Annotated in this window: 12 protein-coding genes; 8 read left to right on the top strand and 4 right to left on the bottom strand. The window is 46.9% G+C overall.

All coding sequences use genetic code 11. From position 1 onward, the window contains the following. Nucleotides 1–206: 206 nt before the first annotated feature. Complete coding sequence (locus NZD89_RS16825; RefSeq protein WP_268003950.1) at nucleotides 207–1,232, bottom strand: LacI family DNA-binding transcriptional regulator; 1,026 nt, start codon at nucleotides 1,230–1,232, stop codon at nucleotides 207–209. A gap of 384 nt (nucleotides 1,233–1,616) precedes the next feature. Between NZD89_RS16825 and NZD89_RS16820 the strand changes: the two genes are divergently transcribed. The 6 genes from NZD89_RS16820 (at nucleotide 1,617) to NZD89_RS29325 (ending at nucleotide 11,494) form a co-directional block, all read left to right on the top strand. Further along, nucleotides 1,617–3,287 carry a type 2 periplasmic-binding domain-containing protein gene (locus NZD89_RS16820; RefSeq protein ID WP_268003949.1) on the top strand — a complete coding sequence of 557 codons (1,671 nt, stop codon included), beginning with the start codon at nucleotides 1,617–1,619 and terminating at the stop codon, nucleotides 3,285–3,287. Nucleotides 3,288–3,427: 140 nt separating this feature from the next. Next, on the top strand, nucleotides 3,428–4,405 hold the full coding sequence (locus tag NZD89_RS16815) for an ABC transporter permease (protein WP_268003948.1): 978 nt from the start codon (nucleotides 3,428–3,430) through the stop codon (nucleotides 4,403–4,405). Between the two features lie 11 nt (nucleotides 4,406–4,416). Continuing rightward, complete coding sequence (locus NZD89_RS16810) at nucleotides 4,417–5,331, top strand: carbohydrate ABC transporter permease (RefSeq protein ID WP_268003947.1); 915 nt, start codon at nucleotides 4,417–4,419, stop codon at nucleotides 5,329–5,331. Between the two features lie 73 nt (nucleotides 5,332–5,404). Further along, nucleotides 5,405–6,325, top strand: coding sequence for a glycoside hydrolase family 43 protein (locus NZD89_RS16805; RefSeq protein ID WP_268003946.1), 921 nt, complete (start codon nucleotides 5,405–5,407; stop codon nucleotides 6,323–6,325). Nucleotides 6,326–6,435: 110 nt separating this feature from the next. Then, on the top strand, nucleotides 6,436–9,546 hold the full coding sequence (gene lacZ / locus NZD89_RS16800) for a beta-galactosidase, LacZ type (protein WP_268003945.1): 3,111 nt from the start codon (nucleotides 6,436–6,438) through the stop codon (nucleotides 9,544–9,546). Nucleotides 9,547–9,655: 109 nt separating this feature from the next. Continuing rightward, nucleotides 9,656–11,494 (top strand): DUF2264 domain-containing protein, encoded by a 1,839-nt coding sequence (locus tag NZD89_RS29325; protein ID WP_326492855.1) that lies wholly within the window; start codon nucleotides 9,656–9,658, stop codon nucleotides 11,492–11,494. A 34-nt stretch (nucleotides 11,495–11,528) separates the two neighbouring features. Here NZD89_RS29325 and NZD89_RS16785 read toward each other — a convergent pair whose 3' ends face one another. Further along, entirely contained in the window at nucleotides 11,529–13,550 is a 2,022-nt protein-coding gene (locus NZD89_RS16785; RefSeq protein ID WP_268003943.1) for a beta-galactosidase, read from the bottom strand. 711 nt (nucleotides 13,551–14,261) lie between these two features. Between NZD89_RS16785 and NZD89_RS16780 the strand changes: the two genes are divergently transcribed. Both NZD89_RS16780 and NZD89_RS16775 read left to right on the top strand, forming a co-directional pair. Next, nucleotides 14,262–14,723 carry a GNAT family N-acetyltransferase gene (locus NZD89_RS16780; protein ID WP_268008516.1) on the top strand — a complete coding sequence of 154 codons (462 nt, stop codon included), beginning with the start codon at nucleotides 14,262–14,264 and terminating at the stop codon, nucleotides 14,721–14,723. A gap of 41 nt (nucleotides 14,724–14,764) precedes the next feature. After that, nucleotides 14,765–15,199, top strand: coding sequence for an ATP-binding protein (locus tag NZD89_RS16775; protein ID WP_268003942.1), 435 nt, complete (start codon nucleotides 14,765–14,767; stop codon nucleotides 15,197–15,199). Between the two features lie 308 nt (nucleotides 15,200–15,507). Here NZD89_RS16775 and NZD89_RS29720 read toward each other — a convergent pair whose 3' ends face one another. Next, nucleotides 15,508–15,711, bottom strand: coding sequence for a hypothetical protein (locus NZD89_RS29720; protein WP_369125204.1), 204 nt, complete (start codon nucleotides 15,709–15,711; stop codon nucleotides 15,508–15,510). 422 nt (nucleotides 15,712–16,133) lie between these two features. Next, nucleotides 16,134–16,907 (bottom strand): TIM barrel protein, encoded by a 774-nt coding sequence (locus NZD89_RS16770; RefSeq protein ID WP_268003941.1) that lies wholly within the window; start codon nucleotides 16,905–16,907, stop codon nucleotides 16,134–16,136. Nucleotides 16,908–16,917: the final 10 nt, after the last annotated feature.

Here is a 16,917-nt window from a genome sequence, read left to right as displayed (position 1 = left end):
CACCGAATATACGATACATTTCACGGCGTCGGGATCCGTTAAAATTGCATTTACGCATGCATTGCCGATAGAGTTTTTCAGAAAAAATGCACACATAATTCAGTGTGAATTTCCACAATCGGAGGAGATGTCACTTTATGAAAAACTTATTTTACGAGTGTAGCTGTGAACCAGCCCGTTATGCTTGTGATAGGCCACTTTTGAGCCTATGAGATGTCCATATTCTTTAACTTCATTCCGCAGCTGTCGCGAATCACCAATTCGGTCGGAACTGAAACTGAAACAGGAATTGAATTGTCACTCAACCCATTAACAAGCAAATCGACACCATATCGTCCCAAAATTTCTGCGGGAAGGCGTACTGTCGTTAACGAGGGCCTGACGTAGGAAGCCATTTCAATATCATCAAACCCAACAATCGCGACGTCTTCAGGAATGCGAAGCCCCGCGTCCAGAAATGCGTTTAGAGCGCCTACCGCCATCGGATCATTTGCAACAAAATAAGCCTCTGCCACTCTGCCTTGTCTCACGCAATTTTGTGCCATAGCATAACCGGTTTTGGCAGTCCAGTCACCAGCCAAATGAACGAAATCTTCGTTATACAGTCCCTTACTGCCCAAAAGTTTCTTGAATGACTTGTACCGAGGCAAGGACAGGGGGCCTTCGTTTTCTCCACCAAGATACCCAATGTTGGTGTATCCGATTGACAGCAGATGTGACAATGCCTGTGTGGTACCATGGGCTAAATCTGGGATCACTGAATTGAATCGAAGTGCATCCGGGCAATGGTCAATGAATACAACACGTTGACCTTTATCTTTAAAGTATTCCGCCGGTCCCTCAATTTGTCCAATGACAATTACCCCATCGTATTGAAGGAGGGACGAATACGTCCGAATAAGATCTGACCACTCGAATACGACGGATGAACTGTCTAAGCCCAATGCTCTGCACTCGGCGTTAATTCCTCGCCTGATGAGAGCATAGTATGGAATTTCTAAATCTCGTTCTTGAGTCCCCCATCCAAGGACTGCAATCCGACCAATCTTGTTTTTTCCAACCCTTCGACGCTTTCCGGTCGCTTTGACGTAATTTAATTCTTCAGCTGTCTGAAAAATCAACTGTCGAATATCCTCGGGAATTGACAACCCTTCGGGGTGTTCATTTAAAACACGAGAAATCGTTGATGCCGAAACACCAGTCATTCTTGCAATGTCTCTTATCGTGGCCATTGTACCCCTCCAGGTTATTACACTTATTACAGGTGTATTGCCATACGTGCGATAAGACGAATTCAGGACTCAACATCATGAGAATCGGCATGAAGTTACTTCTCGACTACAAAACACATGTTTTGGACCAAAGTATACATCGATATCGCCTGGTCAGTTATATCTCGATCTATATTTAATACGTATTTCAGAAATAAATCAATTTATTATTCCGAAAATTGTATTGACTAACCCAGAAACAAAGTTTATCTTCGATTTATCGTCGAACTCACTTATTTTGGATCGAACTAAAGGGTGGTGCTGCGAAACGTATAGAAATGGTTTGTCGAGAACATAGAACCTGATTGAAAGGGCTTTCTACCATCAAACCAGAGGTGAAATAATTTGTCTAAAATGCCGAGGAAGTGGGCTGTATTAACGGTGTTGGCCGTGTCAGCAAGTTCTATTCTTACAGGTTGTTCTTCTAATGATATTCAGAATAGTTCGAAAACACAGTCGCCTGGTCCTGAAACACTAACCTGGTTCAGTGACATCAACTGGTGGACAATGAGTCCATGGAATTCGAATCCCAACACAGTAGAAGGCCAGATTACGCAGAAGACTGGATTAAAGTTTGACTTTAACGTACCTGCTCAAGATGCCGATACGAAACTGAATTTGATGATGGTATCCGGAAAACTGCCAGACGTTATCTCGTTACAGGATGGAGCAGCCGAGCAGCAGTTAATCGCATCGGGTAAAGTTTGGAACCTCGAAGATCTATTTAAGGAATACGACCCGTCGGCTCTAAAGACCATTTTTCCGGCAGATCTAGTCAAGCTCGAAGATCAACAGTTAGGTGGCTTTTATGCTGTACCTAGTTACGCATCTACACCGGGTTTGACAAAATTGTATCCTCCTGCAGTGACCAACAAGGCCACGCAGTATTCCAATAACAACGCCATCATATTTAATCAACACATTATGAAACAGGCAGGGATAACCCTGTCTCAACTAAAGACTGAGTCCGGAGTACTTGCGGCGCTCAATAAGATTGCCAGTATGCATCTGACATACAAGGGCGCTCCAGTGATACCTCTTCAAGTGGATAACAGTTCCGCCTGGTTGGGTTCCTCAGTTGAATCTTTGGCACAAATGTTCGGTGCAATGCCTATTGACAAACAGGGGAACTATCGAGACTTGATGCTCGCTCCGGAAACAAAACAAGCGATAGATTTTTACTTCCAAGCCGCTCAAGAAGGTGCTTTGGACCAAAGCGAACTGACGCTTGATACCAATGGAACAAACAATGCTGTAAGATCTGGCCGCGTGTTTTGTTTCATAGGCAATACGGCCAACCCTCATCCGGAGACCATGTGGCAAACTGACCCGACCGAAACTTGGATATCTCCCGGTCCGCTTCTGTCTGAAACCAATTACAAGCCGACGTATGGAAATCAAACGTATGGTTTGGGTTGGACGCAAACCTATGTATCCAAGGCGGCTCCAGATCCTGCAGCAATAGCGAAATGGCTAGCTTTCATGTACGGGTCAAGCGGACAGTTGTTGATCAACTACGGGATTAAAGGGACGGACTACACAATCAACAGTAAGGGTCTTGTAACTCCGACCGCTGCAAGCAAGAAATTACCAAGCAACTATTGGGAAACGACTGGGCTGGGTGGATTTTGGGCTTTCTATAACTCCGCGTGGGGTGCACATGCGGCGCTTCCACCAACAGACAAGTCTGATCTGATGATAGACCAATTTAAGAGCGCATACCCATCATCATCTCTTACCTATCGCTACGATAGCACGGCGTTGCAAATGCCAGCTTCTACAATACCTGCCAGTAGCACATTGTATAACGATGAACAACAGATCAACACATATGAATCGACCCAGGTGGCAAAGATGATCTTTGCCCCAAACTCCACCGACGAAAACCAAATATACCAACAAACCGTTAGCCAATTGCACAAGATGGGGATCGATCAGATCGACAACACCATCAATGCAGAGTTTCATAAACAAGAAAAAGCCTTTGGCGAAGACATCAAGGGAATTAATCCGTAGGAACTGAGATCAAATAGTAGGCGTGTCACCTGTTTCTCATGTGCGTTCCTAGTCGATTAAACTACATGCATACGATGACGACCGGATGATTAAGCGAACGCACATGACTAGCAGGTTATTTGGCAATGGAGGTATGTAGCGTGGCTCAGGAAGTGGAGGTAGTCCAGGGTGTTCCGGCAACTCCCCTTAAACAAAAGAGATTCGTGCTAGGACACGACTTTCGCACCCAATCAGAATTGCAAGTGATGATTTGGCCAGCGATTATTTCCATCATTGTCTTCAGCTTCATTCCCCTTTTCGGACTGCTTATGGCGTTCAAAAACTATGACCCAACGACCGGCATTCCGGGGATATTTACCAGTGAGTGGAACAAATTTCAAAATTTTTTGTGGGTTTTCCATAATTATCAATTTTGGCCGATGATCCGAAATACACTTGGTATCAACCTAGTAGGCTTCGTGGTTGGATTTCCGGTGACCATTATTTTTGCTCTGATGCTTAACGAGATCATCAATTCGAAGTTCAAATCGCTTATTCAGACCATCACTTATCTGCCACACTTTCTGTCTTGGGTTATTTACGGTGGATTAATTATCAGTTTGCTGGACCCTAATTCCGGCGTCGTTAATGCTTTGTTACTGCACTTACATTTGATCAAAAAACCGATCGAATTTTTAGGGAATCCAAAGTATTTCTGGGGTATAGCTGTGATTACGGGCCTGCTGAAAGATATCGGCTGGGGAGCAATTTTATATTTGGCTGCCATTGCTGGTGTTGATCAAACGCTGTATGAAGCCGCCGCGATAGATGGTGCCGGTCGATTTAAGCGCATATGGTATGTGACCATTCCCGGCATCCTACCAACCGTCATGATTATGATGATTTTTGCTGTGAGTGGCATGTTAAACAACAATTTCAATCAGATTTATGTGTTGCAAAATGCTTTAAACATGCCGACAAGCCAGGTCATAGACACGTACGTGTACCAGATAGGACTCCAACAGTTCCAATTTGCTGCCGCGACGGCTATTGGGTTAATGAAGTCAGTGATAGCGCTCATTCTTTTGGTTGGAGCCAACTTTGCGTCAAAGAAATTGACAGACTCTGGTCTGTTCTAGGAGGTGTCAGCATGGTTAAGGGTAAGTCCGTTGGAGAGCGAATCTTTAATTGCACCAATATTCTATTCATGTGCATTTTGATGTTTCTAACCTTGTATCCGTTTTGGTACGCCATCATCGGTTCTTTGGACAGTGCGCAGGATCTGTCTACTGGGCCCGTATTTTTGTGGCCTCGCGTGTTCACATTTGCCAGTTACCGGGAGGTGCTGAATGATCCGGGTCTATTACAAGCACTATGGGTCACATTGTCGCGAACGGTCATTGTAACGGTTGTATCCATCACCTATACTGCGATGTTCGCATACGCCTATTCTCGTAGGTATTTAAAGGCGAAGAAGCTTTACACAACCATCGGCTTCATCAGCATGTATTTTGGGGGAGGACTTATCCCGACGTTCATGCTGTTTAACTGGCTGCATTTGTACGACAATTACCTAGTGTACATCTTGCCGTCTCTGTTTGGTGGATTTTGGAGTGTCATTATTCTAAACGCCAATTACAAGTCGATACCCGACTCTCTGTTTGAATCGGCCAAAATGGACGGCGCCAGTGAGTTTAGAATTTTCTTTCAAATGGTGCTGCCGTTGTCTAAACCTGTATTGGCCGCACTTTCCGTATTCACCGCAGTGGGAGTGTGGAACGACTATACGACCACGCTTTATTTCACTCAGTCGTCAAATCTCCAGACTCTTCAGTATTTAGTCTTAAAACTCATCCAGACTACGAGTGCTTCACAGCAGTTGTCGAGTAATTTGAATCCTGCTGTGGCGGAAATTTTGGCGAAGGTTCAGGGTCAGGGGTTGGTTTCCTCACAGACCGTGGAGCTGGCAGCCATGGTGGTTGCGGCGATACCAGTAATCGTCATGTATCCATTCGCTCAAAAATACTTCCTTAAAGGTGTATTAGTTGGATCCATTAAGGAATAAGGCGACCTAGTTGAAGGGCGTGTCACGAGACACGGTGCGATAGACAGCGGGTATTGAACAGGAGGACGAGTTCATGAGCACAGGTTTTATCCACCTGTTAGAACCAGGTGAGCCATGGTTGGATTCCAAAGGCGAAATGATTCAGGCCCATGGTGGCGGAGTTCTGCTACACGGAGGACGCTATTACTGGTTCGGCGAGAATCGGGATGTGAGTAGGAAGGAGGCAAAGGTGCTCGGTGTATCTTGCTATTCTTCGACCGACTTAACTCACTGGCAGGACGAGGGAGTCGTTTTGCCAACGGTGTACGACAATCAGGACCATGACCTTTATTTCACTCAAGTGGTTGAGCGTCCCAAAGTGATTTATAATCATCGATCCGGTGAGTTTGTGATGATTATGCACATTGACTCTCCCGATTACAAATACGCACGGGTGGGGTTCGCGTTTAGCCAGGCGCCGGATGGGCCATATCAGTATGTCGGAAGCATCCGCCCAAATGGCGCTGAGAGCCGAGACATGACGGTTTTTCAGGACGATGACGGCAAATCCTATTTGATCTACTCATCAGAGGGGAACGCCACGATGCATGTCGCGGAATTGTCTGATGACTATAGGTCCTTAACCGGAGTCTACTGTCGAATCTTTGAGGGACAATATCGCGAAGCTCCTGCAGTTTTCAAGTATGAGTCGAAGTACTATATGATTACCTCGGGATGCACGGGGTGGAAATCGAATGAAGCACAGTGGGCTGTAGCCGATTCTATGCTGGGTCCGTGGCGTACATTGGGGAATCCGTGCGTGGGGCCAGATGCGGAAAAAACGTTCTACACTCAGAGCACGTTTGTACTTGCCTTAGAGGAGAGGCCGGGTTCGTTTGTGTTTATGGCCGACCGTTGGAAACCGGACAATCTGCGCGATTCTCGGTACATCTGGCTTCCATTTAAGTTCACAGAGGATGGTCAGATAGAGATCCGTTGGGAGACCTATGAATGAAAGTGACGGGGGCACGTCACGAACAAATTTAATACGTTTTCATGGAGTGGCTGGCACTCGAGTAGAGTACTCGGTGGTGTCTTTTGAGCGAATAAAAAGAGGTGCATCTCATGCGAGAAAAGTATAAATATAGCCCCCCCAGCAATGGGTTTCCGGAGTGGAACAACAACCCTGACATTTTCCAATTAAATCGTTTACCAACAAGAGCAAGCATGACCTCATATACCTCGGCTGAATCAGCTTACCGAGGGAATCGAGAGTTGTCCTCCAGATACATCTCACTGAATGGACGTTGGAAGTTTTCTTTCTCTGAATGTCCTGCGAAACGTGTTCAACAGTTCTACAGGACGGATTATGAATGCGACGATTGGGTGGATATCGAAGTACCAGGGCATTGGCAGTTTCAAGGCTATGACTATCCGCAGTACACAAATATCCGATATCCATGGCAGAGTAAAGAGGAAATCGAACCTCCGTTTGCGCCCACCGAATATAATCCAGTGGGGTCTTACGTTCGGACATTCACTATTCCTGAAACATGGATAGATCAACCGGTTTATATAAGTTTTCAAGGTGTCGAATCGGCGTTCTACGTGTGGGTCAACGGGGACTTAGTCGGCTACAGCGAAGATACGTTCACACCCGCTGAATTTGATTTGACTCCCTACTTGGTGGAGGGAGAGAACAAGCTTGCCGTCGAAGTTTATCGTTGGTGCGATGCGAGTTGGCTAGAAGATCAGGACTTCTGGAGACTGAGTGGTATTTTTCGGGACGTGTATTTGTACACACGTCCGGAATCGTACATCTTCGATTTCTCTGTGAAAACAATCCTGGATGAGAGATATCAGGACGCACAGTTGGATATTGACGCGAAAATCCTAAATTACTTTCGGCGGAATACTGGAACGTTGAAACTTGAAGTGTCATTGTACGATTCACATAACATGTATATGGTTGGAAATTCCCTGTGCGCAGATGTGGACTTTCAAAATAATGAATTCTTCGACGTGCAGTTGTCGTCACAACTACGGAATCCGCTAAAATGGAGCGCGGAGCATCCAAACCTGTACACTCTAGTGCTGTGCCTTAAGAATCAGCAAGGGGACACCTTGGAAGCTGTATCCTGCAAAGTTGGCGTACGCAAATTTGAGATCAAAGATGGCCTCATGTTACTAAACGGTGAAAGAATCATCTTCAAGGGTGTCAACCGCCACGAGTTTACCTGCAGTCGTGGGCGGGCTATCACCTATGACGATATGCTGCAAGATGTTCTCCTCATGAAGAGGTACAACATAAATGCTGTACGCACGTCCCATTATCCTAATCATCCTCTTTGGTATGAGATCTGTGACAAGTATGGCATGTACGTAATTGATGAAGTCAATTTGGAGACCCATGGGACCTGGAATTATAGCCAAACTGACCTGGATGGCGCGATTCCCGGAAGCAGACCGGAGTGGAGCGCCAATGTGTTAGATCGGTGCAACTCCATGTTTCAACGCGACAAAAACCATTCTTGTGTGCTCATTTGGTCACTTGGTAATGAGTCATTCGGCGGTGACAACTTTCTACGGATGCACGACTATCTTCGTTCGGTTGATCCGACCCGCATCGTACACTACGAGGGGATTACCATGTGGCGTGCCTCCGATGCTGCGTCGGACATCGAGAGTCGCATGTACTCTTCCGTTCATGATATTGAGCGTTACGCGCGCAACAATCCCAAGAAGCCATTCATTCTCTGTGAATACAGTCACGCGATGGGGAACTCCTGCGGCGGGTTGCACAAGTATTGGGAATTGTTCGAACGTTACCCGGTTTTACAGGGTGGCTTTATTTGGGACTGGGTTGACCAGGCCATCCGGACAACGACCCCGGAAGGAATCGAGTACCTCGCTTACGGCGGCGACTTCGGAGAGTCTCCGAATGATGGGAACTTTTGCGGGAACGGGTTGATTTTTGCCGATAGGACCGTGTCACCTAAGCTTTATGAAGTGAAGAAGTGTTACCAGAACGTTAAATTCACTGCGGTGAATCTTGAGGAGGGAGCCGTTCGCGTTGAGAATCGCCATCTTTTCACGAATCTCAGGGATTTTAATCTGTTGTGGGAAATCGTAAGTGAGGATGGCGTACGTGAGTATGGACAAGGTGTCATTGATACGCCGCCTGGAGAGGCACAAGTCGTCTCGATTCCAATTTCCCCCTTGGGAACGTCCGAGAGTAGCGAGTATTGGCTTACTTTGAGCTTGGCACTTAAGGAAGATACGTTGTGGGCACAGAAGGGACACGTCATCGCATACGAGCAGTTTGCTCTCCCGCTGCAGCATTCCGTCTCACATGTATTGAGGGTAGAGACTGAGCTAAGGACCGAGGAAGATGCACTTGCAGTGAATGTTTTAGGAAATCACTTCTCTATGCAGTTTGACAAGACCACTGGTGACCTTGACTCCTACATTTTTGATGGGATAGAGCTTATCAAGAGTGCGCCAAGGCCGAATTTCTGGCGTGCGTATATTGACAATGACAGAGGCAACGGACACCCGCAGCGATGCGCCACATGGCGAGATGCAGGACTTAATCGGCAATTGCGGAGTTTCACCACCGAGAGTACCGATAACATCGTAAAAGTGACGTCAACCTATTTGGTGTCGACGACTAATGCTTCAATCTGTACCGTCACGTACACCATCACAGGAGACGGAAATATTGATGTGCAACTCGGACTGGTACCGGGGCAGGGGCTGTCGGAAATTCCGGAAATCGGCATTCTGTTTGAGATGACGTCAAAGTTTGGAAATCTAAAATGGTTCGGAAGAGGGCCGCACGAATCTTATTGGGATCGTCAAGCGGCAGCGTGTATAGGCTCTTATGAAGGTAAAGTCATTGACCAATTTCTTCCCTATTTACGTCCGCAGGAGTGCGGTAATAAGACGGACGTCCGGAGAGCATCTATCATCAACGACGTTGGGGCTGGAATCACAATCTGGGCGTCTCAACCATTTGAATTAAACGTTCTACCGTACACGCCGTTGGAGCTTGAGGAACATGACCACGTATATAAGCTTCCTAGTAGTGACAAGACCGTGGTCCGAGTGAACTACAAGCAAATGGGTGTCGGTGGGGATGACAGTTGGGGCTCCAGAACCCATCCTGAGTTTACGCTACCGTCTAATCGCCCTTACATGTTCAGATTTAGTTTGAAAGGAATTGCAGGTAAATGACAACGGGGTGGCGGGATTCTTTACCCCAAAGCATCCCGTCTCTCTATCGTGTCTACCAAACTAAGCGGCAAGACATCACGCACTTCACGAGGGGCGGTGACGAATTAGGATGGAAGAGACGGGAAGGAAGTATTGGGTAAACACATTGGTACGAATCGCCCATCCAGTTTTATCTGCTTCAGCGGTGGGACAGTTAAAACGGCTTATGCCCATAGAATCCAAGATAGATCGCTCGAGAGTGACACACTTAGAGGCGGTAGCGCGGCTGCTAGCCGGGATGGCGCCTTGGCTGGAACTGCGAAGCTCAGAGACAGAAGAAGAGGGACTAAGAGAGGCATACGCCGAGCGTGCGAGGCAAGCTATTGATTCAATCACGAGGCCAGATTCACCAGATTATGTGGATGTATTGAGCTGCGGAACGGTCTACGCCCAACCGCTTGTTGACGCCGCATTTCTTGCGCATGCCATCGTTCGAGCTCCAAATGAACTGTGGCATAAGTTAGCTAGTACGGTCAAACAAAACGTTGTAATTGCACTGAAACGGACGCGCAGGATTCAGCCATGTTGGAACAATTGGCTGCTCTTTTCAGCGATGATTGAAGTGGCGTTATTGACAATTGGGGACGACTACGATGTTATGCGAATCGATTACGCCATTCGTCAACACGAGCAGTGGTATAAAGGAGACGGAACGTATGGGGACGGCCCAGAATTCCACTGGGACTACTACAACAGCTTCGTCATTCAACCAATACTACTAGATATCGTTCGCCATGTTGTGAGCGCATTACCACACTATTCAATTGGCGAAAGCCGGTTGAATAGTGTGCTGAGTCGTGCACGCCGATTCGCGGCCGTACAGGAAATGTTGATTTCTCCGGAAGGGACTTTCCCTGCCTTTGGTCGCTCAATTACCTATCGATGTGGTGCTTTTCACCTTTTGGCTCAAATGGCTATGCTGAAACAGTTACCACAAGAAGTGTCTCCGCCACAGGTACGGTGTGCCCTAGAAGCTGTAATCAAGCGTTGTTTGGAGGTGCCGGGGACTTTTGACGATAACGGTTGGCTGCGAATTGGACTCTGCGGTAGTCAGCCCACTCTAGGTGAACCGTATATTTCAACAGGCAGCCTTTACCTATGTTCCACTGCTTTTCTACCGCTCGGTATACCCAGCCACGACGAGTTTTGGAGTGGGCAGACACACCATGGTCTTCACAAAAAATATGGTCCGGTATGGATAACACAGCTGACCACGCTGTATAGGACATCTCCTGAGCGCCCCAAAGGATTGATTGACGACTCGCTAATCCTTTGGGACGTAGAGATGTTGATCAGCAATAGGGAGGGATATGAAATGTTTTCGATTGATGGTCCACTATACAAACTATTGAGTATTTCATACAAATTCGTGGTACTTAACATCGTATTTCTAATTAGTTGTATCCCGATTATTACAATCCCAATTTCCACCGTCGGGATATTTGTCGTCGCGAGGAAAATCATTGATAGAGAGGATTACAGTGTTCTTCGGGAGTTTTGGTACGGTGTTCGTCAGAATTGGAAACAAGGGCTTCTCGCCGGCGGCTTATTTTTCATCATCCTATGTAGTGTAGAAATGGATTTACACATGTCAATTGGAATTCATTCATCACTCTCTGTCATTGCGATGTACATGATTCTGTTGATTTCATGCATCGGGATTCTTCATATTTATCCACTGATTGTGTATACGAAATCTACGGTGAAGGGATTACTTTTAAATGCCTTTAAGTTAATTTTATACAGACCATGGCTGACCTTCTTTAATGTTGTGATTCTGAATGTCATGTTTTTCGTGTGTATGAAATTTCCGATTTTGTTCTTTGCACTGTTTTTCAGCTTATCCGCTATCGCGACGAATTGGTTTGTCAGGCGTAAAATTCAATCTCTAACTTTCCAAGAGGAGTAACGCTCGAGTCCGCGCTTATTTCACATTGTGTTAGTTAAAATCCAGTTTTAGGTATTTGTTCGGGTTCTTTATCGTAGGGAACTCGAAGTCCACTAGCTACTTCGTACATATGGAGGTGAGTCTCCTTCAGTCCAGAGATGAAGTCTCGATAGGGTTGGTGGCATACATCTACTGCCCCGATTTGGTAGTTCTCTCCGTCATATCGACCGAGGAGGGGCTGATCATTCCACTGAAAATAGTGCATTCCGACTAGTTCCGGCATCGCTACACCTTGTTCCACAAAGTACCGGTACGAGAGCCCTCTGTCATGCTGAGTCCGTACTCCACGTATACCCGTTGCGAGCATTCCAGTGTCCGCCGCACCGTGGTGGAACTCTCCAATCATCACCGGCAGGCCGGTTGCGTCGTGAATTTGACGAATCACACTGCCGTCCGGTTTCATCTGATACGTATTCATGGAGAATACATCAAAGTGCTGTGCTCCGCGCAGTAAATGTTCCGATGAAATCCACGCGTAGCGCATTCCAAGGTTGAGGTGATTGGGATCAATTCGCTTACACGCCTCCGCCGGAATCCGCACATAGGCTTCTATCATTTCTCCACTAAACTCATCGAGGTCCGCATGCGCTTGTGCAGAACGGGAAGCAATATCTCGCGTAGGTATAAGGAGATCCTCAAAGGATGTGAAATCACTGTTCCAAGCCCGATTCCACTCCTCTATCGAGTTGGCATATTTCTTTTGAAGAAATGTGATGAGTCTGTCCTTGGATCTGAAGTGAGTTGGACTCTCCAGCATCTTCTCCGCAATGTTTAAGTGATCCACAAAGGCGAAATGGGGCTCATTCCGGAGGAAGTAACCGATGAGGAGCGGATCGTCCACGAAAGACTCGAGTTGACGGGCAAACACGTCCGCATTTTGCTGGTAACTTTCATCAAAGACATCTGGGAAATCACGGAAGATCATGTTGCGAGTTGACGGAAAGCCAGCCAAGGGCCACACATACGGAATGTTGGCAGCACGAATGAACTCTGGCTGAGACCAGTTTCCAATTGTGTTCAACCCCCACTCGCGGTGACGCTGAATAGTCAAGTGCACCCATTTGCTCCACCAGTCTGTACCAAAAGCTCGAATGAGATTTGCAACGGCATAGCTGAAGTGCTGCTCACCGTTTCGGTACGACCAGGCATCCTGAAACCGGCTATGTTTAGCCGGTAACCATGTGGTAAGGTGCGACATGCCATTCACTTTCATAAACTCTCCTGGACTCACACAATCGAAACCCGTAGAAAGGAAAGCGTATCCTTCTGGGTCCACCAGCCACCAACGTCGCCCATCATGGTGAGTACGAAAGAAGCCACTGGTCTCGAATTGGAGTCCCTTGAACCCCCCATATCGTCCCCAACGACCAGCATAGAAATCGGAGGATTCCTCTCGCTCCATTTCGTGCTGGAGATCATCAGCTAACGCTTTTGCATTTGGTATCCTATTGTACCAACTATTACCAGTATGCTGTCCCAGTTTGTCAATGATGGGTTGCTTGTTTACTAAGAACTCAGGTTCCTCTGATGTCAGCGCCAGGTTCGAAATGACGAACGATCTCGATTCTATCGATTGAATAGTCCCGATTGACAGATAATTCACTTCATCCGCGCGAATCCCCGTGCCACCGCGCAGGACCGTTTGCATGGTCCCTGGATATCGTGATAGAAAGAGTGTTTGTGCGTTGAGAGCTTCGAGCGGAATGCAGAGGCGGGTCGGTACATTGGGAAGAACACCGAAATGTACCTCAATCTCATCGTTCAGGTGGGCACGATGGCCGACTGCAAACGTGACCACGATGACAAGGATATCTGGGCAGCGGTGGAGGACGTCCACCGTAAGAAATTTGGCTCTAGTCCAATCGCCTCTGCCAACCTTACCAGAGGTCCCTGTTTGTTCGATTTTGCCTCCCTTGGGGCTAGTATCGACGCGCCAACTTTCCTTATCTAGAGTGGTCAAGACCATCTCTGGATTGTCGCATGAAAAGTGGTCAGCAAAGAGGGGCCAACGTAGCAAGACAGATTCCTCCTTATAAGAAGCCCTTCCAAAGTTCATTTTTAAACTACGACTTAAACCTGGAAAAATGTACTCTATCACAACTAGACAATCTCTCCAGATGTACATCCTGAGATCGTTTCACAAATCCGATTTTGGATTATTTTAACATACGTATAAATCACCAGTCAATTAAATATCTAAATATTTAATCATTTTATGGAGAAAGCATAAACTATCTGCGCCTATCCACCTGTTATATAATCCAACGAACGCGAACATCGTTCGATATATCGTAAACGCGCTTGTTCGTTATAATGTGCTCAATGGGTAACACACAGAGAAAGGTAGAAGCTTTAAACTTAGCATGGCAGACGATTTATGGGGATGTATTAGACATTCATAGTCGGAAGTTAACTGAAGGACAGGAGATTTATAAAGACTCTGTTAAAGCGATTCTAGGCATGGTTTTTATTCAAATGTATACACATGAATGCGGTGTGTCAACACCCAGTCGAATTTTAGATTTATGGTCTGTATTTGGGAGAGGTGAGAGGAGCCTTTTAGAACATAAGGGGACGTAAATCGCATAAACTCTGTTGTTCCAAATCGCATGAACATACAGCGACTGATGGTCAGGTGATATTGCAATACTGGCAGGTTAACGACATAGCGACTCTACAATACAATGGAATTGTTATTATAGAAACACGGATTGTGGGTGAGTTACAAATGAAGGGTTTCCAAATTCGACGTTTGAGTTCAGATGAAGATTACCCCATGCCTCTTCTATTACTTGCCGACCCATCACAAGAAGTCGTTGAGAGTTACATATCTCGTGGGGATTGTTTTGTTGCTGAATTGAATGATCAAGTTGTCGGTGTATATGTCTTAATTGAAACGCGTCCGCAAACGGTGGAACTTGTGAATGTTGCAGTTACCGCAGAGGAGCAAGGGAAGGGATATGGAAAACAATTAGTTCTTCATGCTATTGAAAAAGCTCGCTCTAAAGGCTACAAAGTAATTGAAATTGGAACAGGAAATTCAAGCGTTGGACAGTTAGCATTGTACCAAAAATGTGGTTTCCGAATTTGCGGTGTAGATCGGGATTTTTTTACCTTGCATTACCTCGAACCAATTTACGAAAACGGAATTCAGTGCCGTGATATGATTCGACTAGGCATAAAACTGTGAAGAAACATACCTTACGGTTGTTGCATGAATATTCGTGAGGGATGATGCTTGCGCCACCTGGCCTTGGCAAGACCCACATTGCGATTGCTTTAGCCTACGAGGCAGCCATTCAAGGGAAAGATGTACTCTTCACCACTGCACCAGATTTAATAGATGGACTTTACGCCGCGATAGCCGATGGAAGTGTAAAGAACAAACTCCGCTCTCTTGCTAAGCTCGACCTCATTGTGATTGATGAGCTTGGGTATGTCCCGATGGATGACACAACTGGCAACCATCTCTTTCAATTGGTGGCCAATGCGTACGACCGTCAGAGCCTGATTGTCACGAGTAACAGGCCATTTGAAGAATGGGGAGCACTGTTCCCCAATCCGACACTCGTCAGTGTAACACTAGACCGACTATTGCACCATGCTTTCGTGTTTACGTTCAGCGGAGAAAGGTACCGCATGAAAGGAGGAAATGCGAGTCTCTGACGACCTGACCACATTTGACAGTTTTAAATGGCCATTTTTGTCGGAATGAAACTGGTCATTGACATAACAGGGGAAAGTACATCTGAGCAATACAGCCTTAACAACGGGGCGGCCTGGCACACTGCGTCCGGTCGTATGGGTTTTGATAGTGCTGACGTGAATAACGGTGGCTAAAGCAACCCGAGTACCGTTTTATAAAGGACACACAAGGTGCTGGAGGTATCATGGTGTTTTGATCGTCTATTGTCTTTCGAATATCGTTTTTTATCACTGCATACTCGTAGGATAGCTTTAGATATTTGTGTTCCTTAGCGAAGCACAGGTTGATGTGATAACATACCAGTACATTCAGTTATCACATCAAACCCACTAGAAATGATGCTAAAGGCGCAAATGCTCCTTGTATGTTTGCTATTCCCAACGGGGATCGTAGCTACGACTCGATTCGTCTTCACATCAATACGTGATACGGTGTTTCCCTCTGAATTCGTCACGTATGCGCTCACACTCATGTTGGTTCTCACCCCTTTTTCGGAGATGATTCATGAAATGTAAGTAGCAGACGGAATGACATGGACAAGATCCCTGTTGGTTTCCACTTGCGCGTTTCGCCTCTGACTATTCTTTGCATAGGTATTTGTAGAAGCTGAGAAGTGAATGGATTAATTCAAGAACAAGGTTAAAGGCTGGGCCTGAAGGCAGAGGAACCAGTACAGGGAAACCTCGTGGCCCCAATGTGCAGGGAATTAACCGTCGCACGTGGTTAGCCGGAGGGAGTCCTTTGACGGACGGTACGAAATGCGGTAACCAACCCTCGGCTATCAGTGTGCCAACCGTTGACGAACCCTTGTCTTCGGGCCGAACCTTAAACCCAAAATTGTACATATCTCGTGCGGAGATGCCTTCAGACTGCCTTGTTAATCATTCGATTCGCTTATCCCGCCAACACCTGTGTCAGCACCTCGCGTTTGAACTGCTCGATCGCCTCATCCGTATCGATCGTGTACCCGCACTCGAGGCCGACGTAGCCGTTAAACCCGGTATCCCGGATCGCGCGCAGGATGTTGACGTAGTTCAGCTCGCCCGTTCCCGGCTGCTTACGGCCCGGATTGTCCGCGATGTGATAGTGGTTGATCCGGTCGATGTAACCGGTTGCGTTGCGGATAACGTTGCCCTCTGTAATCTGCTGGTGATAGACGTCGAACACCAGCTTCACGTTGGGGCTGCCCACTTGATCGATTACGCTGACCGATTCGTCCGAACGCTGCAGGAAGTGACCCGCATGATCGACTAGTCCGTTCAGCGGCTCGACTTCCAGCACGATACCGGCTTGCTCAAACAGCGGCGCGCAGCGCTTCAACGTCTCGACCATCGTCTGTCGCTGCGTCTCGCGCGGAACATCTTCCAGCAGGTTGCCCGTCTGGGAGATGACCGACTTCACATTCAAGATGCGGCACGCCTCTATAGTCTGGCGGACGCCCTCTAAATAAGCGTCGCGCAGCGACTCATCCACGAGGCTGATGAATTTGGTGCAGGTAGCGTTGATGCCGACGCCGATCCGCTCCTGTTCCTTTGCCGTTCTGTTCAAATCGCTCAAATTCCACCAAGCGTAGTATTCAAGGCCGTCAAAGCCGTGCTCCTTGATTTTCTCCAAGTGATAAATCTCGTCTTTGCCGGCATAAGCGCCGATACATAAAGACCATTTCATAATCGGGCAC

Origin of the sequence: Alicyclobacillus fastidiosus, assembly GCF_026651875.1 — a bacterium.
Lineage (GTDB): Bacteria > Bacillota > Bacilli > Alicyclobacillales > Alicyclobacillaceae > Alicyclobacillus > Alicyclobacillus fastidiosus.
This window is presented reverse-complemented; position numbering and strand designations above follow the sequence as displayed.

What these genes read in the sequence shown, in the direction of transcription:
- NZD89_RS16825 (WP_268003950.1), bottom strand. Translation starts at nt 1,232, where the DNA reads ATGGCCACGATAAGAGACATTGCAAGAATGACTGGTGTTTCGGCATCA.
- NZD89_RS16810 (WP_268003947.1), top strand. Translation starts at nt 4,417, where the DNA reads ATGGTTAAGGGTAAGTCCGTTGGAGAGCGAATCTTTAATTGCACCAAT.
- NZD89_RS16805 (WP_268003946.1), top strand. Translation starts at nt 5,405, where the DNA reads ATGAGCACAGGTTTTATCCACCTGTTAGAACCAGGTGAGCCATGGTTG.
- lacZ (WP_268003945.1), top strand. Translation starts at nt 6,436, where the DNA reads ATGCGAGAAAAGTATAAATATAGCCCCCCCAGCAATGGGTTTCCGGAG.
- NZD89_RS29325 (WP_326492855.1), top strand. Translation starts at nt 9,656, where the DNA reads ATGGAAGAGACGGGAAGGAAGTATTGGGTAAACACATTGGTACGAATC.
- NZD89_RS16780 (WP_268008516.1), top strand. Translation starts at nt 14,262, where the DNA reads ATGAAGGGTTTCCAAATTCGACGTTTGAGTTCAGATGAAGATTACCCC.
- NZD89_RS16775 (WP_268003942.1), top strand. Translation starts at nt 14,765, where the DNA reads ATGATGCTTGCGCCACCTGGCCTTGGCAAGACCCACATTGCGATTGCT.
- NZD89_RS29720 (WP_369125204.1), bottom strand. Translation starts at nt 15,711, where the DNA reads ATGAGTGTGAGCGCATACGTGACGAATTCAGAGGGAAACACCGTATCA.
- NZD89_RS16770 (WP_268003941.1), bottom strand. Translation starts at nt 16,907, where the DNA reads ATGAAATGGTCTTTATGTATCGGCGCTTATGCCGGCAAAGACGAGATT.